General features: G+C 44.3%; 12 protein-coding genes and 2 pseudogenes. 13 read left to right on the plus strand and 1 reads right to left on the minus strand.

All coding sequences use genetic code 11. From position 1 onward, the window contains the following. Positions 1-53: 53 nt before the first annotated feature. The 13 genes and pseudogenes from IEY34_RS12540 to IEY34_RS12600 all read left to right on the plus strand — a co-directional run bounded on the left by IEY34_RS12540 (position 54) and on the right by IEY34_RS12600 (position 19,377). Entirely contained in the window at positions 54-7,172 is a 7,119-nt protein-coding gene (locus IEY34_RS12540) for a leucine-rich repeat protein (protein WP_189011946.1), read from the plus strand. Between the two features lie 355 nt (positions 7,173-7,527). Further along, positions 7,528-7,779, plus strand: a pseudogene (locus IEY34_RS12545) (YdeI/OmpD-associated family protein); the annotation flags it as partial. Between the two features lie 59 nt (positions 7,780-7,838). Then, positions 7,839-8,009: a hypothetical protein gene (locus tag IEY34_RS37830; protein WP_373291240.1), complete on the plus strand. Its 171-nt coding sequence runs from the start codon at positions 7,839-7,841 to the stop codon at positions 8,007-8,009. A gap of 243 nt (positions 8,010-8,252) precedes the next feature. Then, positions 8,253-8,567, plus strand: coding sequence for a hypothetical protein (locus IEY34_RS12555; protein WP_147949088.1), 315 nt, complete (start codon positions 8,253-8,255; stop codon positions 8,565-8,567). 116 nt (positions 8,568-8,683) lie between these two features. Continuing rightward, complete coding sequence (locus tag IEY34_RS12560) at positions 8,684-8,944, plus strand: nuclease domain-containing protein (RefSeq protein ID WP_189011948.1); 261 nt, start codon at positions 8,684-8,686, stop codon at positions 8,942-8,944. Positions 8,945-8,958: 14 nt separating this feature from the next. After that, positions 8,959-9,192: pseudogene (locus tag IEY34_RS37835) on the plus strand (nuclease domain-containing protein); the annotation flags it as partial. A gap of 1,029 nt (positions 9,193-10,221) precedes the next feature. Then, on the plus strand, positions 10,222-11,070 hold the full coding sequence (locus IEY34_RS12570) for an AraC family transcriptional regulator (RefSeq protein ID WP_189011950.1): 849 nt from the start codon (positions 10,222-10,224) through the stop codon (positions 11,068-11,070). 652 nt (positions 11,071-11,722) lie between these two features. Next, positions 11,723-12,178, plus strand: a complete 456-nt coding sequence (locus IEY34_RS12575) for a methyltransferase (RefSeq protein ID WP_189011952.1) — start codon at positions 11,723-11,725, stop codon at positions 12,176-12,178. Between the two features lie 184 nt (positions 12,179-12,362). Continuing rightward, positions 12,363-12,836 carry a GNAT family N-acetyltransferase gene (locus IEY34_RS12580; RefSeq protein WP_189011954.1) on the plus strand — a complete coding sequence of 158 codons (474 nt, stop codon included), beginning with the start codon at positions 12,363-12,365 and terminating at the stop codon, positions 12,834-12,836. 987 nt (positions 12,837-13,823) lie between these two features. Continuing rightward, positions 13,824-14,432, plus strand: coding sequence for a hypothetical protein (locus IEY34_RS12585; RefSeq protein ID WP_189011956.1), 609 nt, complete (start codon positions 13,824-13,826; stop codon positions 14,430-14,432). Positions 14,433-14,508: 76 nt separating this feature from the next. Further along, complete coding sequence (locus IEY34_RS12590) at positions 14,509-16,353, plus strand: cyclic nucleotide-binding domain-containing protein (RefSeq protein ID WP_189011958.1); 1,845 nt, start codon at positions 14,509-14,511, stop codon at positions 16,351-16,353. Between the two features lie 628 nt (positions 16,354-16,981). Then, positions 16,982-18,244, plus strand: a complete 1,263-nt coding sequence (locus tag IEY34_RS12595; protein ID WP_189011960.1) for a glycosyl hydrolase family 18 protein — start codon at positions 16,982-16,984, stop codon at positions 18,242-18,244. A gap of 71 nt (positions 18,245-18,315) precedes the next feature. Continuing rightward, positions 18,316-19,377 (plus strand): protease inhibitor I9 family protein, encoded by a 1,062-nt coding sequence (locus IEY34_RS12600; RefSeq protein WP_189011962.1) that lies wholly within the window; start codon positions 18,316-18,318, stop codon positions 19,375-19,377. A gap of 215 nt (positions 19,378-19,592) precedes the next feature. Here the strand turns inward: IEY34_RS12600 and IEY34_RS12605 are convergent, their stop codons facing one another. After that, positions 19,593-20,798: an alpha-amylase family protein gene (locus tag IEY34_RS12605; protein ID WP_189011964.1), complete on the minus strand. Its 1,206-nt coding sequence runs from the start codon at positions 20,796-20,798 to the stop codon at positions 19,593-19,595. Between the last annotated feature and the right edge of the window lie 4 nt (positions 20,799-20,802).

Here is a 20,802-nt window from a genome sequence, read left to right on the forward strand (position 1 = left end):
ATGTAATATTGTGTAATTGTTCGGTAGAAATTAATGAGGAGGTTGAAGGGGATATGTTACGAAGGCGAGTACAGGGTATTAAGAAGTTAATGATTTGTCTACTCACATTGTCGTTGATTTCGCTTGGTACATTGTCAGTAGGTAATGTTCGGGAAGCGCAAGCTCAATCATTCGGAGATTTTGAGTATTCTTTAGTTGGATCATTTGCCTATATTTCAAATTATGTTGGAGTAGATGAAGTGGTTACTATCCCTGACAAAGTAGATGGGCATTCTGTAATTGGAATAGGTTATGAAGCCTTTTATTTAAAAAAATTAACGAGTGTGACGATTCCAGAAGGTGTATTAAGTATAGGTAGGTCTGCATTTGCTGGCAACCTATTAAAGAGTGTGACGATCCCGAACAGTGTAACGACTATAGGAGCATCTGCATTTCTTCAAAACAAACTTACGAGTGTGACGATTCCAGAGGGCGTAACGAGCATAGAGGAAAGCGCATTTCAGTACAACCAGTTAACTAGTGTGACGATTCCAGAGGGTGTAACGAGCATAGAGGAAAGCGTATTTCAGTACAACAAATTAGCGAGTGTGACGATTCCGAACGGTGTAACGAGTATAGGCGATCGTGCATTTGAGTATAACCAATTAGCAAGCGTGACGATTCCGAACAATGTAACGAGTATAGGCAATGAAGCATTTTCGAATTGCAAATTAACGAGTGTGACGATCCCGAACAGTGTAACGAGTATAGGGGGAAATGCATTTAGTCATAACCAATTAACGAGTGTGACGATTCCGGAGCGTGTAAAGAGCATAGAGGGTAATGTATTTTCGTATAATCAGTTAACGAGTGTGACAATTCCGAACGGTGTGACGAGTATAGGCGAAAATGCATTTAGTCATAACCAATTAACGAGTGTGTCGATTTCGGAGAATGTAAAGAGCATAGAGGGTAGTGCATTTTCTAATAATGAATTAACGAGTGTGACAATTCCGAACGGTGTGACGAGTATAGGAGGAAATGCATTTCAGTACAACAAATTAACAAGTGTGTCGATTCCAGGGAGTGTAACGAGTATAGGAGAATATGCATTTCAATATAACCAATTAAAGAGTGTGACAATTCCGGTTGGTGTAACAAGTATAGGAGAATATGCATTTCAGTATAACCAATTGACGAGTGCGACGATTCCGGTTGGTGTAACGAGCATAGGCAATCATGCATTTTCTTTTAACCAATTAACGAGTGTGACGATTGCGAATAGTGTGACGAATATAGGCAAATTTTCATTTTATCATAACCAATTAACGAGTGTCACGATCCCAAGCAGTGTAACGAGCATAGGAGAATATGCATTTAGTACGAACCTATTAACAAGTATTATTGTTGAAGGGGATTCAACCACAATAGGAGATACAGCGTTCAGTGGTAATCCAAACAGTACGATAATAGCGTTTGATCCTTCCCCCGCGAAGAACAATGCGAATAATTTTGGGTATCCATACCTCAATATTTTGTCTGCGGGAGTTAGTTATTCTCCTAATGGTGAATCCGTGGGTAAGCAATCGATGTCAACAAAGGTATCGGTAGCTATTCCTGATTCCATACTATCAGCCCATACGTATTACCAATGGTCATCAACGGAAACGGTACCAGAGGGGCCGAACGGGGGATGGGTAACGTTCACGAGCAAGGATTCCATTCCTACGCCTCCTGCTGCAGGTACGTGGTATCTGTACGTTCGAGTAGACGATCAGAATGAGAATCATACAGTCGGTTATTCCCATTCCAAAGCGTTTAAAGTTACTAATGCCTTGCTGCTGAGCGCACCGACGAATGTAATTGCGACCGCAGGTAATGGAACGGCGACGATTAGCTTCAATGCCCCAGTGAGTGACGGCGGTAGCGCGATCACGGGCTATACGGTTACGTCCAATCCGGGGGGATTCACAGGAACTTCTGCAACTGCGAGTCCGATCACAGTCACGGGACTGACGAATGGAACGGCGTATACGTTCACGGTAGTTGCGAAGAATGGTGCAGGCGATTCGGCGGCATCAGCAGCATCGGCTAGCGTCACACCCAATACGAAGGTAGTGCCAGGCGCGCCAACGAATGTAAAAGCGATCGCAGGCAAAGAAGCAGCAACGGTTAGCTTCAATGCCCCGGTGAGTGATGGCGGTAGCGCGATCACGGGCTATACGGTTACGTCCAAACCGGGAGGATTCACAGGAACCTCTACAACGGCGAGTCCGATCATAGTCAGAGGACTGGAGTTTGGAACGGCATATACGTTCACGGTAGTTGCGACGAATGCTGTAGGCGATTCGGCGGCATCAGTAGCATCGGCTAGCGTGACAGCCAATTCGAAGACATGGCCAAGCGCGCCGTGGGATGTAAGAGCGACCGCAGGTAAAGGAACGGCGACGGTTAGCTTCGAAGTCCCAACGGATGATGGCGGGAGTGCGATCACGGGCTATACGGTTACGTCTAATCCGGGGGGATTCACAGGGACCTCTGTAACTGCGGGTCCGATCACAGTCACGGGACTGACGAATGGAACGGCGTATACGTTCACGGTAGTCGCGAAGAATGCGATAGGAACCTCGGCGGCATCGGTCCCATCAGAACGTGTGATCCCTAGCGCAAATGAGGATTATACGTATGAATTAAATGCGATGCTAATGGCGACGATTACAGGTTATCGCGGAGTAGATAAAGTGGTTAATATCCCTGCTGAATTAGATGGGCATGCTGTAGTCGCATTAGGCCGGCAAGTATTTATGGGTAAAGATGTATCGAAGGTCACGATTCCGGTGGGTATAACGAGTATAGGAGAATTTGCATTTTATAACTCCCAATTAACGAGTGTGACAATTCCGGTGGGTGTAACGAGTATAGAGCAATTTTCATTTTATGGCACCCAATTAACGAATGTAACGATTCCGGGAAGTGTAACGAGTATAGGAAAACTTGCATTTGCTAACTCCCAATTAACGAGTGTGACGCTTTCGGAGGGTGTTACTAGTATAGGAGAGAGTGCATTTTCTGATAACCAATTAACAAGCGTCACGATCCCGAACAGTGTAACGAGTATAGGCAATAGTGCATTCATTACTAATAAATTAACAAGCGTCACAATCCCGAACAGTGTAACGAGTATAGGACAATCTGCTTTTAAATATAATCGATTAACAAGTGTGACGCTTTCGGAGGGTGTTACTAGTATAGGCAGGGAAGCATTTTCTAATAACCAATTAACGAGTGTCACGTTCCCAAGCAGTATGAAGAGTATAGGTCTTAGTGCATTTGAGTACAACCGTTTTACAAGCGTGAGAATTCCAAAAAGTGTAGAGAGCGTAGGTATTTATGCTTTTGAAAATAATAGCCTATTAACAAGTGTTATTATTGAAGGGGATTCAACTGCAATAGGGGCTCTAGCATTCGGATTTAATTCAGGCAGAAAAGGTACGATGATAGGGTTTAATCCTTCTACCGCGAAGGATTATGCTAATAATACTTGGTATCCTTTCGTTAATATTTTGTCTGCGGGAGTCAGCTTTTCTCCAAACGGTGAATCCGTGGGAAAACAATCTGTGTCAACAAAGGTAACGGCAGCCATTCCTGATTCCACACAATCAGCCCGAACTTATTACCAATGGTCATCAACGGAAACGGTACTAGAGTGGCCGAACGCGGGATGGGTAGCGTTCACGAGCGAAGATTCCATTACTACACCTCATACTGTAGGTACGTGGTATTTGCACGTTCGTGTTGACGACCAGAATGCAAGTCATGTAGCAGGATATTCTTATTCAAAAGCGTTTAAAGTTGTTGTTGTGCCGAGCGCTCCGACGAATGTAACGGCGAAGGCAGGGAATGGAGCAGCAACAGTTAGCTTCGACGCCCCAGCGAGTAATGGAGGAAATGCGATCACAGGCTATACGGTCACGTCCAGTCCGGGAGGATTCACAGGAACTTCTGCATCCGTGAGTCCGATCACAGTGACGGGACTGACGAATGGAACAGCGTATACGTTCACGGTAGTCGCGAAGAATGGTGCAGGCGATTCCGCGTCATCGGAGGCGTCATCGAGCGTTACACCAACTGCGCCGATTGTTGTCGTGCCAGATGCTCCAACGAATGTAACAGCGATTTCAGGTGATGGAGAAGCGACGGTTAGCTTTGACGCCCCAGCGAGTGATGGAGGAAGTGCGATCACGCAATATACGGTCACGTCCAGTCCGGGAGGATTTACAGGAACTTCTGAAACCGCGGGTTTGATCACAATCACGGGACTGACGAATGGAACGGCGTATACGTTCACGGTAGTCGCGAGGAATATTATAGGCGACTCCGCTGCATCGGCGAGTGAGACGCCCGTTGTGCCGAGCGGTGCGCCGAGCGCCCCAAGGAATGTAAGGGTGAGTGCAGGGAATGGAGAAGCGACAGTCAGCTTTGACGCCCCAGTCAGTGATGGCGGTAGTGAGATCTTCTACTATAAAGTCGCATCCGATCCGGGAAGATTCATAGGAACTTCTATGACCGCGAGTCCGATCACAGTGACAGGACTGACGAATGGAACTTCATATACATTCGTAGTATACGTAGAGAATTATGCAGGCTATTCGGCAATATCGGAGGCGTCAGCGAGTGTTACACCGACTGCACCGATTGTTGTGCCGAGTGCACCAGGCATGCCAACGAATGTAACGGCGACCGCAGGTAACGGAACGGCAACGGTTAGCTTCGACGCCCCAGCGAGTGATGGCGGGAGTGCGATTACGCTTTACACGGTTACGTCCAGTCCAGGGGGATTCACGAAAACTTCTGTAACCGCAAGTCCCGTTACGTTTACGGGACTGACGAATGGAACGGCGTATACGTTCAAGGTAGTCGCGAAGAACGGTGCAGGCGATTCGGCGGCATCGGTGGCGTCAGCGAGTGTTACACCGACTGCGCCGATTGTTGTGCCGATTGCACCAGGCACGCCAACGAATGTAACGGCGACCGCAGGTAATGGAACGGCAACGGTTAGCTTCAACGCCCCGGCGAATGATGGCGGGAGTGCGATTACGCTTTACACGGTTACGTCCAGTCCAGGGGGATTCACGAAAACTTCTATAACCGCAAGTCCCGTTACGTTTACGGGACTGACGAATGGAACGGCGTATACGTTCAAGGTAGTCGCGAAGAACGGTGCAGGCGATTCGGCGGCATCGGTGGCGTCAGCGAGTGTTACACCGACTGCGGCGATTGTTGTGCCGAGTGCACCAGGCATGCCAACGAATGTAACGGCGACCGCAGGTAACGGAACGGCAACGGTTAGCTTCGACACCCCAGCGAGTGATGGCGGAAGTGCAATTACGGGCTATACGGTTACGTCCAGTCCGGGAGGATTCACGGGAACTTCTGCAACCGCGAGTCCGATCACAGTCAGGGGACTGACGAATGGAACGGCGTATACGTTCACAGTAGTTGCGACGAATGGTGTAGGCGACTCCGCGGCATCATTGGCATCAGTGAGTGTGACGCCGATTAGTGTGCCAGTTGTGCCAGGAGCGCCAACGAATGTAACAGCGACCGCAGGGAATGGAGCAGCGACCGTCAGCTTTGACGCACCGGTCAGTGATGGCGGTAGTGCGATCATGCTGTATACAGCCAAGTCAAGTCCGGGAGGATTTACAGGAACCTCTGCAACTGCGAGTCCGATTACAGTCACGGGACTGACGTATGGCACGGCATATACGTTCACGGTAATTGCGACAAATGTAGTAGGCGACTCCGCGGCATCGGTGGCATCGGCGAGTGTGACACCCGTTGCGCCGATCGGTGTCGGTGTGCCGAGCGCTCCGAGGAATGTAACGGCGAGCGCAGGTAATGGCAAGGCAACGGTTAGCTTCGACGCACCGTTGAACGATGGCGGTAGTGCAATCACGGGGTATACGGTCACGTCCAATCCGGGAGGATTCACAGGAACCTCAGCAACCGCGAGTTCGATCACAGTCACGGGACTGACGAACGGCACGGAATATACGTTCACGGTAGTTGCGAAGAATGGGGTCGGATCAAGCGCAGCGTCCGCTCCGTCCAAGGCTGTTATGCCAAGAGGCAGTGGAGGTAGCGGCGGTTCGGGCGGTTCTGGTGGAAGCGGTGGAAATGGCGGAAGCTCCAACATTGACCCGATTCGCTCAACAAACGGGAATCTTACGCTTCCGTTAGGAAAACTTGGCGAGATGAGCTTGGATGGGAAGATCCTCATTACTGTTCCAGCTAATGCTTCAGACAAAGAATTGAAGATAACGATAGAAGAATTAAGTGAGATTCCTGGCATGCTGGCGAATCATGAGGTGCTGGCAAGCTCTATATTCGAGATTCTAAAGAATTACTCGGGCAATTTTAGTAAACCGGTGACATTGACTTTTACCTTTGACCCGACCAAGGTAAAGGATAATCAAACAATAGCCTTGTTCTATTATGATGAAGGAAAGAAGGCTTGGGTAGAAGTTCCTGGAGGCAAGATCGACGGGAACCAGATCCGCGTAGAGGTTAACCATTTTACGAAGTTCGCGGTGCTTGTAGTGGATAAAAAGTCGGGCTTGCCCATCGTAGCGACTGAGTCCACGGAAGTTAACTTTAGCGACATCGTCGGTCATTGGGCGGAAGAGACAATCAAACAAGCGGTGCGGCAGGGAATCGTTAATGGCTACACGGATGGCAGCTTTAAACCGGACGCAACGATTACGCGTGCAGAATTCGTTACGATGCTAATGAATGCATGGAAGCCTTCAAATGGAAACACAACGTTAAGCTTCACCGATACGAATGAGATTCCTACTTGGGCGAAGAAAGCGATCACTCAAGCTGTAGAATCCGGCATCTTGTCAGGCTACACAGATGGTAGCTTTCGCCCGGACGGGAACATTGCGCGGATGGAAATGGCGATGATGATTGCTAAGGCGTATGGCGCGAAGATCCCAACGGATGTCGCGACTGGCTTCTCCGATGAAAGCGAGATTCCAGAGTGGGCCAAGGGAGCGGTGTTCATGATTAAACAGATAGGCATCGTCAAAGGACGCGACGGTAACCAGTTCGCACCTAAAGAAACGGTAACACGTGCCGAAGCTGTAACGGTGATCATGAACCTGCTTCATGTGAAGAAAATCGAATAGGATTCGAGATATGGAGACCTCTAGGCATAGGGGTCTTCTTTATTTTGGCTTTTTAGATGATACCGTGATGGTTAACCGCTCTGCAAGCTCTAACGTTCGGCATGGGTGAAGATCAAGGAAGTGATTGAGTTGTCAGACGTTTTTATTTCTAGGAAGTATCCAAGACACAGCACTCAACACATGTGGAGTGTTGCTCACTGTTGGTCAGGAAAATCCAATGAGGTTCAAATGTAATCACTTTTCCTGTATCAACAACACAATCAATCATCTTCTTCAGTATAACCATTGGGTTCGGTACATGAAGTAAAAAGGCATGGCATATTGCAATATCGTACTTTCTTTCCAAAGCAATCTCCTGAATGTCGAGGAAGCTTTGTGCTTTGGATTGATCGATGGAGTCAAAAAGAAAATTTCTGAAACGGAGCTGGCTCAGAGGTTGTCACCTAGAAGTAAAAAAAGCTCATGGACTGAATTAAATAAAGAACGTGTCCGCCACCTCGAAAAGTTGGGGTTAATGAGAGACGAAGGAAGAAGGGTTCTTCCTATTATGGATCACAATTCTCTTAGGATAGATGAAGATATTGAACTAAGGCTAAAGGAGGAAAAGAATGCATCGCTTGCGGTTTTGATTTCGAGGTTTTCTATGGACAAGTTGGACATGGTTTTATTCAAGTACACCATTTGGTGCCTTTGCATTCTATTAGAAAAACATATAAATTACACCCTATTAAAGACTTGAGACCCGTATGTGCTAATTGTCATGCTATCATTCACAAGCATAAGCCGGAGCTTAGTATTGAAGAGTTATGTAACATGATAAATGCCTGTAAAATTTAATTTATTGAATCAGCCGCATAAACCAATCTCCTTAATATTTTTCTGTTTGGATAGCTGAACAAGTCTATAAGTCATTGATAAATTAATAGAGGATGATCTATTTTGAAATTTGAAGAAGAATATCCCTCGCTGGAATCGTTCTGTAGAGCAGTAATTTTGTTCGGCAGAAACAGCGCATCGTATAAATTTTCCATGGAAAAATCTTTAATCTAATTAATCCCAAGTGGTAAGTCCTTCATCACTTTGGAAGAATTAGCTGTTCCCTTTTCTAATAATATAATTGAACACTTGAAGCTCAATGATAAACAAACCACTTCCCAATCGAGTATTATGCTTAATGCTTGTCGGCAATTCATAGCTGAAGATATTACCCATGAGCAACTGATCCAGCAAACTGTAAAATATGGATTTGTAAATGTGCTGGATGCATTTCATGTAGTGAACCAGGGGGATATCCCTGTTAAATTTTTCGAAAATGACAGGAAGGCAAAGCAAAAGGGTATTGTCATAACAGATGACTTGTTCAAATTACAGGAAACCAATTCTTTGGGAAGCTGACCGAGATTGAACCCGATGGATCAGAGGGAGTCCCTCGAATTTACTATCTGCACGAGTTGGAGAGCTCCGTAATAATTAATAAAGTCGTGGAAGAGCTAAAGATTTCTTCCCGCGCAATGGACAAGCGTGTGCTGTTAAATCTAATCGCAGATATGTTGGAGAAGAAGAAATCCGGAGATTATCGAGTTATTGATGAGGTAGAGCTCTTGGCTCTGCAAGAGGGGTTAGCTAACCATAAACTGGCTTCGGTTCAGCATGTGAAACTCCAACGTCCAGATATCGCAATTGAAATAACTGTGCCTGATATCGGCACAAAAGTACTGCTATTTGACCCTAAATATAAGCTGCAAAGTGAAATGAGCCCTAATATAGTCTAGTCGAAGAAGATGAGAATAAGAATGAAACGGGAAAACCGAAAAAGGTAGATATCGATAAAATGCACGCTTATCGAGATTCAATGCGCGATGGAATGAATAATCCAGTCATTCAATACGTGGCAATCCTTTATCCAGGAAAAACTGTCAATTACACGGCTGGATTAACTGCAGTTAGGGCATATCCAAATGAAGACGAGAAATTAGGGATGACTTTAATTGAAGTATTGAAAATGGAGATTAATCGTTGAAATATGGAATTTAGTAGATACAAAGAATTTTCAATTCAAGGATAATCGAGGTAATTTTTTTAAAGAATATGGGGATGTAGATGAAGAAACGAAGCTATTAGCTCGATTGATTGCCATATTTATTCCTATTTTGATAATGTTGCAGGCAATTGATGATAGAGATGAAAAGTTGGTTGATGAAGCAAAAGCGAACATAAAACGTGCTCTCGCTGATTAAGAAATGTCATTACGCTAACGGATACGTTTGTTGATAGGGATCTCTTTATAAATAGTTTGTTAGAAGTACTTCAAATCTTATTTGTAAATCGGGATTTCTACTCTAAAACACCACTTCAAAACTTAATTTGTAAATCGATTTTATATAGGAAATGATCTTTTTGGCTAAATTGTATAGTACCAAGATGTATAGGACTGTTGTTGTCCTTAGTCAGCAGTTGCGTTCACTCCATTGGGTGAACGCCTATTTTATTTTAGTGGGAATGAAGGATGAGTAGAGGTAGTGCTATTCACAAAACGCAGATGATGAATAGACTTAAGGACGGTAGAGGTCAAGGATATGGAAAGGATTACAAGCCTTTCATTCAAGCAAGTGACAACAAAGCACCTTCGGAAGGATATCTTATTAGGGAATTAGGGTGAAAGACTGGTAGAATACACCACACGCTTTCTAATAAAGAGGTTGTGGTGCAAAACTCTAATTCATGATAATGTAACTGATAATAATGAAGTCATGGGATTGGAGCAACTTAGCTTATCGAGACATCGTAGAAATAATGAGCGAGCGGGGATTAGATATTTCCCTACGACAATCATGAGATAGGTCCATGAGCTTGGGCCCGAAATAGACAAACGAATCCGCCCCTATTTAAGACCCACAAATGATTCGTACAGAACGAACGAAATCCGTGTGGAACAGGGGAAAAGCTGGGAGAATTATATTATCATCGACATGCTTACTTTTTCGTGCAGAAAATGCAAGGTGTTCATTTTATATCTGCTATAAAATTTATTTAGAAAGGAGGGAACACGATGGATTGGTTGGAGAGGATGAATAGCGCCATGGATTATATCGAAACCAATTTGGCGGACAATATCTCATATGATGAAATAGCGCGGAGAGCCTGTTGCTCTACTTATCATTTTCAAAGAATGTTTCCGTTTATTACTGGAGTATCGTTATCTGAGTACATTCGGCGTCGACGGTTGACATTAGCAGCATTTGAACTGCAAACAACAGATGTAAAGGTTATTGATGTAGCTATGAAATATGGATATGATTCGCCAGAAGCGTTTGCACGGGCGTTTAAGAATCTTCATGGGATCGTACCGATATCTGCACGCGTTACAGGCGTTTCTCTAAAAGCCTATCCTCGAATGTCCTTTCATATTTCAATTAAAGGAGATGTCGAAATGAATTACCGTATCGAATCAAAAGGGCCTTTTGGGATGTTTGGAGCTTATGGTCTGGTCAATTCCGATCCCCAAAAAGTATATGCTGAAGTTGCTCAATTCCGTCAACAATGTGATGTAGATGGCAGTGTTGAAGGGATGAATGGATTACTGGGACGCTTTAGTAACACCATCTTGCACGCTGCCTTATATGATCATACTGGAACATCTTTTAAATACATGGTGAGTTATTTTTTGCCAAAAGGGCTTGAAATTCCGGAGAGATTTACAAAACTTTCTGTCCCGGCATTAACGTGGGCGATTTTCCCGGAACCGCAATGTGATTTAATAAAGTTATGGGGACGGATTTATTCCGAATGGTTTCCGACATCGGAATACGAACAGGTTGAAGGCCCTAGCTTCGAAATGTATTATGGAACGGCAGGATATGTTACTGGGGAGATTTGGATTCCGGTGAAGAAAAAATAACTTGTTACTTCATGCGGCACGCTTCTGTTTCTCATTGGGCACCCGTCGTACTACCTAAAATTCGGTTTCGAACTAGCGAGACCACACGGCTTTGAACTATAGTAATTCGATGTGCCGAACGAGGTGTTTATGGTGAACATACTTTGTCAGAACGCCGGAATCAAAGGAGAGCGCCCGCAAGGTTGTGGGCGTTCTTTTTCTTTTTTCATAGGCAGGCATTTGCTCAAACGCAAATCTAGGTAATGCGCTAACGGAAACGCTAGTTGAATAAATGTAACATGAATGAAATCTTATTTTCATCTGTCTTTAATGAATCAAGCCTATAATAAAACTGACCCCCTTTAAAATATAAATAATTATGGCCCACAGCCCGTTGCTGTGGGTCACTTTTTTGTTCATTGAACTAAAGGGAGGAGAGTTTAACAATAGTTGTTCTTTACCAATCTAATCTTAATTAAATGAAAATAAGGAGTTCTTCATATGGTTTTTCCTATCCAGATTTGGGACATGAATCGGCAGCCTCGTTGAAGTAAACGGGAGTTTAGTGAATAGTCTGCATGAAAGAAAGTTATAAAATGGAAACTTCTTACTTATTTGCTGCGTCTAATTTATTAGAGTTAGAAAAGGGACTAATGTAAAGGAGGAATAATCCATGATTAAGTTAGTTCGTGCCGTATTCTTACTGTTAATCACCGTACAGATTTTAACGGCTTGTTCAAAAGATACCACTACGACAACAAAAAGTATTATTTATGAAAATGAGAAGTATAAATTCGGCCTTACGTTACCATCCAATTGGCGTGGCAATTATGATGTTGTTGAACTCAAGCATGAAGATATTGTGGCCTTCAGATTTATCACAAAGGTTGGAAAGGGCGAATTATTTAGAGTTGAAGTTTGGCCTAAAGAACAATGGGAAACCAAAGGGATCGAACTGGCCAAGCTTATTCGCATTTCAAAAATTGGTGAGCTAAGTGATTTTGTTTATGCATTTGACACCCCAACGGATGTGCAATACGATCCCAACAATCAGATAGATAAAGAACAATACACCTTGTTGGAAAAAGATGTTGAACAGATAAAAGTTAGATTTGAAGTTAAGAAATAATCCTACAAATTTTTCTATCAGGGTGTATTCAATACGCAGCTAACGATGAACGATAGCTTGCTTCGCGGCAGCTCCTCTTTTGTTTATTAAAGTAACGGGCAGAATACTTCCACTATATGGTATTATTAAAGGTACAACAATTGCATTTAAAAAAAATTATCTCTCTTAATTTAAAGGAGTTTTTATGAAAGTTGTGAACGCTATAAAGGATGATCTGAACGTATGGTTGGAACTGGCCTGTGAAGTTGAGTACTTATTTGGTCCTATGGTAAGTGATCCAAAATTTATTCAGGCAATAGAGAAAAATATTAATCAATGCAGTGCATTTTGTGTGAGGGAAAACGATGGATTGCCAGGATCACGCTTACTCGGTGGAGTTTTATTTTCTTCAGCAGGTGCCCCAAGCTACAAGATTGGGTGGCTAGCTGTTTCATCTCGAGCGAGAAACAAAGGTATAGCAACGGAACTACTAAGAAATATATTGAAACTTGTTGATGTCCCAGCAGAAGTATCAGTTATTACATTTGGCGATGAAATTCCAGACGGACGACCTGCAAGGAAGTTATATCAGAAGTTCGGATTTGTGCCTCAAGAGGAGTCAATTCCAAATGGTCCTGAAGGTAGGAGTCGTCAAAAATTCAAACTGCTTATTAAATAGAGGCTTAAACTGCGTTAGCACAACAGACAACTTAAGCGTTAAGATTAAACCCTTCCAATTCTAGCAGAGCTAGAGATAACTTACATCGCCTGTGGCCACGTGGGATACTCACAGTGGAGAAATGCAACAATTAGGCACGAAATATTTGGCAGATCAAAATAAAGATAAATATTATATGAGGAGTCTTTACTATAATAGTTCACCTGTAACTGAAAATGGGAATTATCTTGGTTTTTTAATTACTAATGTATCAAAGAAGCCCAGCATGGGGCTTCTTTTTATTTACATTAATTAGGGAGTACCGGGATCTGTTCCTCTTGTAACATTTAATAATTCTGAAGTATAGCCGGAGAGACCAAAAGCCTCAAATTCTTGGGTACCAGTAGGTCTAATCCAGAACTTTACAGAATGAACATCTTATGTTTTTAGGCGAATGGAGCCTTCATCCTCATCTTCTAATTTGCTGCCTCTTGCCATCAATAGCCGTTCAGCCGAGTTTTCCTCACCTTCATCTCCCCTCACGGTTCGTGCCCAACACGTCGGAATTGAAGTTCAGGCTGGATTTAATCCTAATTTACTCGGTGAGATCGTTCGGGCGCTAGATTTAGATGAGCCTTACAAGTGTATGGAGGAAGAAGTCCAAAGTCGTATGGAAGCTAGTCATGATTCGTTGGTGAGAGGTTCGCCTACCGAAAAAAAATAAGTCATTTGAAAAAGACGCGAAGGCCTGATGCTATGCGGTTTTTTTCAAGGTAAGGCCGATTCTTTCATTATTCTTTTATTTGACTGTATTACACTTACATTAGAACGTTATTATTCCGTCCGCTGTTCATATTTTGAGGGATAGAACCGTTATGATCAAGTTGATTTCGTCTAGGTAGGACATGGCAATGGAATGAATAAGGGCTCTCAGAACCGCTTTACGGGATTCGAGGTTTTCGTAGCCCTTTAATGAACGGAAAATTGAATGTACGAGGGGAATCAGCCATGAAAAGAACAATCATTGGAACAACAACTTTAGGATTATTGGTGGGAGTCGTAGCGGGGGCGGGCATCATGCTCAATGATACGGCGCACGATTCCGTTAAGCAGGCAATCGGGCAAGGTGCTACGAGCAATGCGGCTGCAGCTGGCGTAGGTGGTACTACGGCAGTCAATGTGTCTAGCATGGATCTGGACGCAGCGATTCAGGCTGTGCAATCTCATCGCGCTGCTATGCTGGAAACACAGCTGAAAGACCAAATGGATTCAATAAAAAAGCGGAATGAGGACATCGCCGGATTGAACGATACACTGGCGAAGGTGATCGCACTGCAATCAGGAAATGCTCCCTATACGTTGGCAGCAGAATTAAAAACGAAATTGCAGCAAGCAGGGGCTAAGTACGCTTCCAAAGCGACCTTAACTGCTGACGAATTGAAAGCAACGATAGATGAGATAAAAGGTATAATCGACTCGTTAAATAACTCTCAGCAGATGGATATGCTCAGAATGCAAAGTTTAACCAACAAGCGCAACGAAGGTTTTGAGACTATAACCAATTCAATCAAGAAAATGCAAGAATCCAGAAGCTCAAACATCGGAAATATGAGATAATAGAATATTAGGTAACGTAAATAACAGGAATCCGCCGGGGCGGGTTCCTGTTTTCTACAAGGAGAGATCGTAACTGATGGAGAATATCCCTGATGAATTAAGAAATCATACACTGCTGCACGGAGTCCCGGAGCATGAATTAGCAGCAGCCACCTCAACGATGCAGATGGTGTCCTACGCGGATAGGACAACGATCCTTAAAGAAGGCGCTGTTGGGGATGACTGCTTTTTCATTCTATCGGGCGAGGTCAGCGTAACGGCCCGCGGTCTGATAGGAAGCAGCGTCCGTTTGGCTACACTAGGCCCTGGCGCGCTCATCGGAGAGATGGCGTTACTATCATCTGAGCGGCGTACGGCGACGATACGCGCCGTAGGCGAGGTCCGAGCACTGCGCCTTGATCGTGAAGCGTTTCGGACGCTTGCAGCGCTAAGTCCGCTTTTTTACGAGAGCCTAACCTATTCGGCTCGTATTAGAGACATTCACGGCCTGCTCAGCAAGGCATCGATCTGGTCGAGCATCCCCGACTCGGAACTGCGGGGGTTGGCGGAGGTCACGGTGCTGCGGAACGTGAAGCAAGGCCAAGTCATCGTTAACGAGGGTGATGCCTCGAAAATGTTTTGTACAATCGGCTCCGGCAGCTTCGAAGTCCGTTCGTCAGGGAAGCGTGTAGCCGTGCTTCACCAGGGCGACTATTTCGGTGAGATTGCACTTCTGACGGGTGTATCAACAACGGCAACGATTACAGCGCTTGAGGACGGCAAGCTGTTAGCACTTGGAGAAGAGGAATTCCGATTTACGTTGATGCGACACGAACCGGTGAAGCGGCAGTTTCTGGCGGCCCTGCGTATACGCAAGCCAGATATTGCAGAAATCGCCATCCGGCAATGGATACCGGATTCGGAACAACCCGGACAAGTTGCCTCTACCGGGCAGAAATGGCTTCGGCCGCCGGCACAGCAGCGCTGGGTCGATGTGCTAATGGCGATGGGCGGCTTGTTTCTGGTCGTAACGCTGCTGGCCGTATGGCTGAAGGGCGCGATATGGACATATGCCGCTTTGGTGACGGGCTGTCTGGCAGGACCGGTTACCTTCGTCGCCTATGCCAGAAGCTCGCAACTGTTGGGCTATCGCATAAGCTGGCTGCTTAGTGCTTTTGTAACTTCAGCAGCCATCGCCTTACCGCTGGCCATGCTGCTGGAGAAAAGCTGGTTGTTCGCAAAAGGGCTGGACGCGTATACATTTACTCAGCTTCATCTACCGATTGCCGTCGCTTTAATCGAAGAGGCATCGAAACTGCTGATTTGCTATTTCTTCCTGCGCAGCAAGAGGCAGCGTTTCCGAATGGATGCGGTCGTCTTTGGCGCCGCAGCGGGTATGGGCTTCGCTGCCGTTGAAAACATGATCTATGGCTGGACTTTTCTCAGAACGGGAGAGACCAGCAGTATGCTAGCTGTCTTATGGTTGAGAGCTCTGCTATCACCATTTGGGCACGGGACTTGGACGGCTATTGCGGCAGTAGGCATTGGGATAGGATTGTCGAAGGCCTCGCCACCGTCTGGCAAGTTAAGTGTATGGCTAAAGGTGGCGGGACTGGTTAGCGCGAGTATTTTGCTGCACACGCTATGGGACTTCCAGTTCGCAAGCGGAGCGCTTAGGGTGGCTGGCATGGCTGCCGTAGGTGCAACTGGACTCTTGTTGCTATTCCTGCTTATCCGTTCCGGTACAGTGGAAGAAATACAAGCGCTGACGCTGCTGAATCCGGCGCTGAGCGCGGACCGGTTGATAGACGATGCGATGGAAGAGGATGCTGACGTCCAGAGTCCGCTAAACTGCCTAGCGTGCGACACGCAGTGCCCGCCAAAAACACGTTATTGTCCGCGCTGCGGGCAGTCACTCCTGGTGAAGGCTGCACGGAATTGACGCGTCTTGGAGCGTCGTTTCCCAATCATGTTCGTTATATGGAATACTTTCAATCAAATGACTAATTATATTCACTTTAACGTTGGCCATGATTTCGTTTGATCTATTATGACCCGGCCTTCTAAAGTGTCTTGAGAATATAAGGTGTTAGAATGAAAATTATGGTTACAAGGGATAATGGGGATATATTGCACCTCTTGACAGAAAAACACCCTCTTTGTTTGGTATCATGGAAGTGTCGAGCAACCATGCAAACAAAGAAAGGTGTTGTATTTCATATGTTACACCACAAATCCTTTCATGAGTCTGGGCCCAAAATAGACAAACGAATCCGCCATTATTGCAATCGTTACTCAAATAGGATCGTCAGCTGCCGCGCAGTTTGACGATCTCTATTTTGCTGAAGTAACGGGCAGTATAGTGGAATAGATGAGGCTTAACTCAGGTACTTGCAGGGTGGCTTTTTTCTTTAGTGATTTTGGAAGAGCCTCTCTCTAAGGAGGTCAGACCGTAGGGGGGAGAGTAGCTCGAACATCGGAGTAGGCTCCGTTATAAACCGCTTGGGATGGCAAACGATTTTTGTTATGCTGGAAATAGATGATTTGAAATGGGGAGCAGGGAATGCCCTATGAAAAAGATATTGATCATAGTTGATGAAGCCGATCTACGAAAACTGTTGACGGACTACTTTAAAATTAATGGGTATTTCGTTATGACGGGGAAAAACGGCAATGAGGCGTTACGACAAATTGAAAATCAACCGGACCTTGTTTTGCTGGATATCAATATGCCTATAAAAAAGAAATCGGTGAGTATGAAAATGAAAAATTGCAATTTCTTGAAATTAGTTGTGATTACTGCTATGTTATCCACTTTGCTGGCATGTAGTCACGGCAACATCGGAAGCAAGACGAATGCCGCCCAGCAGGGAGATACCAAGTCGATATTGGGATATTACGACAAAGACCAAGTATCTCAAAGTTCTCTTACCAAGTATTCTAACTACTTGAATCAGGTTGCAACAGATACGTTTAACGTGGATAGCCAGGGTAATGTTGTAGGCAACGTGCCAACAGCTGCAGTCGCGTTTGCAAATTCAAAACAAATAAGCATCTATGCTTGTTTGTCCAATTATGGACAAGATGACTTTGATCCTGATTTATCTCACGCGGTTGTAAGTGATGCAATGGTTAAAAGGAAGACAATTAAAAACATTCTCGCCACGGTCAAGAATAACGGCTATTCAGGCATTAATATTGACTTTGAAAGTGTACTTGCAACGGATCGTGACAACTTTAGTACATTTATTCAAGAAGTGGCTAACACGATGCAGGCGGAAGGGTTCAAAACAATTGTCTCCGTTCCAGCCAAGTTGAAAGATGATCCGAACGATGGCTGGGGGTATGCTTATGACTACCATTCTCTTGGGCAAAATGCAGATGTCATTCAGGTGATGACCTATGATCAGTACGGACCGTGGACAACACAGGGGCCTGTAGCAGGAATAGATTGGACGGAACAATCCATTCAATATGCTGTATCCGTCATCTCTCCTTCTAAGGTTAATGTTGGACTTGCCGCATATGGCTATGATTGGAATACGACAACCCATAAGAAAGAAGATAATAAACAAGTTGCATGGAAAGACATTCCGGATCTTCTTGCTAGTACAGGTACAACAGCTCAAAAGGATGCATCTTCCTCTTCTTCATTCATCACTTATCAAGCAGCCGATGGGTCAAACCATGCGGTGTGGTTTGAAGATACGTTAAGTATTCAGGAGAAAGCCCATTTGGCTGCCAAATATAGTTTAAATGGTGTTTCCGTTTGGGCTCTGGGAATGGAAGATGAGAGCTTCTGGCAGGCGATTCAAGCAGGCTTTAGGAATTAAAATAAGGATGTGAAACATTTTGTTAAATTCTTCCGTCTAGGGTATTGAAACATACATTCTAGGAGGCACATATGAAAATAAGTCGTACGAAAAAAATCGCATTGATGGTAGCAGCAACATTTGTAATCGGGGGATCTTATTCTACACTGGGGTTTACCAAACCAATTGAAGCGCAAAGTAATGCACAGGGTGTAAATATTCTTCCGTTCAAAATATCAGAGCAGCTAGCTAAAAAAATAGATACAGCTTCGGGCTCGGACAAATTCCCATGCCTAGTTACCTTTGATAAACATCTCGATGAACAAAGTTATGCAAACCTAGAGAAGCAAATTGGCAAGTTTTCTAAGAAACAAGTCTATGAAACTGTACTTGAAGGATTTGCTGGAGATTTATCAAAAGAACAGATTCTTCTATTAAACAATACATCATTTGTATCACACATCGAATTAGACACTGAGGTTTCATTAGGGAAAGACATTGTTGTTACTTCAGATTTTAGCAAGAATACAGACGGATGGAATGGGGGATTCTCTGATTATCCGGATAAAGATAAGTCAATTTATAAGTTGAATTTTTCTCATAGACTTCTACCCAAAGAAATAAACAATAAGCAAAAAGGGCTTTACATAAGCGGAGTTAATCGAAGTGATGATTTATTCATGTTCGTTAAGAAGAAATTGGACAAGAAAGAAAAATTGCAACCAAATACAACGTACAGTGTAACGTTTGACTTTGATATAGCTACTAATGCAGGAAAGGATGGAATGGGGGCAGGAGGATCTCCAGGCGAAAGCGTTTATGTAAAAGTGGGCGCAACTTCAAAAGAGCCCCTTGCGGTAAAGGATAAAACAGGTTTCTTTTGGATGAATATCGACAAAGGAAATCAAAGTGCTGAAGGTAAAAATGCGTTCATGATTGGAAACTTGGCCAAAACGACAACTGACCACGGGAAGTATGAGTTAAAACCATTTGATAATAAACAGCGTCCGTTTACCGTCAAGACAGATGACAAAGCAGAGTTGTGGTTGTTAATCGGCACAGATTCTGCTTTTGAAAGTGGTACGAGCATCTATATTCCACGAGTCAACGTTACCCTTAAGGAAGTTGGGGAATGGACTGCGGCAGCCGAGTGAGTAAGACGAGATTGATATAAAATACACTAAATAAAAGCGCCTATTCATATATTCAAACGTCAAAGCAGCCCCCACCTTGTCATCAAGTTGGGGGCTCTGCTTTGTGTTGTACGCAAGATTTAAACATGGGACAAGTCAGACACTGATGGCGACCAAGGTAGCAAGCTAACCGGTGATTCCAAATCATTAAGAATGGGAAACAATGTAGCTCCTTGCTATGTTTCAAACTTCATGGATGATACGGTTTCTATGGCTTCGCGTATCCAGTCCATTCGCTTTTTTGGAATAAGACCATAATTGTAGAACAGATAACCGTCAGTTCCAGCCAGTTTCGCTCGCAGGATTTTATCTATGAGTTCTTCTTTACTTTGGACTTCTGGATAAAATACTCTTAACCCAGCAAACAAACAGTTAGTCATCACAGTTTCCTTCGATTGGGCAATATCGATTCCGACTTGAAGAGGTTCCGTATCATAACAACACACCACGATACCATCGTTGACCTGACTGATTTCATGTAAATCTACCCCGAACAACCATGACTTGCTCGGTGTTAATAGGCTAAGGAAGTAGAGTTGGGTCTTAGCAGGCATGATTTCTTGCAATTCTTGGGCCAAGGAAGTTACGACCGTAGAGCGCCAGCACAAAAACTCCGTAACTTCGGGGTAATCATCAAAGTAGTTGAGCCCAAGTTGCATAAATCGGTTATCGTCTTGTATTGGAACTTCATTCTCACAAAACTCCATAATCCATTTTCTTACAGTTCGTTCAGCGTGCGTAATGTCCACACCGTCTCGTGTAGAACGACTTTTACAGGCGTCACAGAAGCAGAGCGATAATAGAAATTGATCTCGTTCGGATAACCCTACCCCGTCCTTTTCATGATGGAATTCGTGAGGAAAACCCATATAGTTCAACGACTCCAGCTCAAGAGCATGGAAAGGATACTGATCCGTCAAGTCTTCGATCATAGCTTTCATGTATCTGCGAACTTCCTCATGGCTGGGGCATAAGTTGTAGTAATAAGCATCACCGAATGCATTTTTCACAGTAACATCTGGAAATTCCATGCCGAGCTTCGTATTATGTAAACAAACCGTCCAGCCGGATACTTTGAGATTCCGTTTATTCGCCGATTCAAATACATGGTCCCAGAAGTTAGGATGTTCCTTTATGAGAGAAGCTGCGGTTGGTTGAATCAGTAAAGAGCGGTATTTTTCCTTTCGAAATGGAAAATACAATGTGCCATCTTCAGGGAAATATACTTTTCGTTTCGGGCTGCGAGGCTGCAGAAACCGCCCAGCGTGGTAACTTGTCGTCAAACTGATTCCGGTAAGATGAGCTTGAGAGATTTCGGCCATAGCTTCATCAATTCCAATATCTAATAGATCCCATGGGTAACTCCATAATGAATAGTGCATGTTG

The sequence above is a fragment of the Paenibacillus marchantiophytorum genome (assembly GCF_014640555.1).
Lineage (GTDB): Bacteria > Bacillota > Bacilli > Paenibacillales > NBRC-103111 > Paenibacillus_E > Paenibacillus_E marchantiophytorum.

What these genes read in the sequence shown, in the direction of transcription:
- IEY34_RS12540 (WP_189011946.1), top strand. Translation starts at nt 54, where the DNA reads ATGTTACGAAGGCGAGTACAGGGTATTAAGAAGTTAATGATTTGTCTA.
- IEY34_RS12560 (WP_189011948.1), top strand. Translation starts at nt 8,684, where the DNA reads ATGGACAAGCGTGTGCTGTTAAATCTAATCGCAGATATGTTGGAGAAG.
- IEY34_RS12570 (WP_189011950.1), top strand. Translation starts at nt 10,222, where the DNA reads ATGGATTGGTTGGAGAGGATGAATAGCGCCATGGATTATATCGAAACC.
- IEY34_RS12575 (WP_189011952.1), top strand. Translation starts at nt 11,723, where the DNA reads ATGATTAAGTTAGTTCGTGCCGTATTCTTACTGTTAATCACCGTACAG.
- IEY34_RS12580 (WP_189011954.1), top strand. Translation starts at nt 12,363, where the DNA reads ATGAAAGTTGTGAACGCTATAAAGGATGATCTGAACGTATGGTTGGAA.
- IEY34_RS12585 (WP_189011956.1), top strand. Translation starts at nt 13,824, where the DNA reads ATGAAAAGAACAATCATTGGAACAACAACTTTAGGATTATTGGTGGGA.
- IEY34_RS12590 (WP_189011958.1), top strand. Translation starts at nt 14,509, where the DNA reads ATGGAGAATATCCCTGATGAATTAAGAAATCATACACTGCTGCACGGA.
- IEY34_RS12595 (WP_189011960.1), top strand. Translation starts at nt 16,982, where the DNA reads ATGAAAAAGATATTGATCATAGTTGATGAAGCCGATCTACGAAAACTG.
- IEY34_RS12600 (WP_189011962.1), top strand. Translation starts at nt 18,316, where the DNA reads ATGAAAATAAGTCGTACGAAAAAAATCGCATTGATGGTAGCAGCAACA.
- IEY34_RS12605 (WP_189011964.1), bottom strand. Translation starts at nt 20,798, where the DNA reads ATGCACTATTCATTATGGAGTTACCCATGGGATCTATTAGATATTGGA.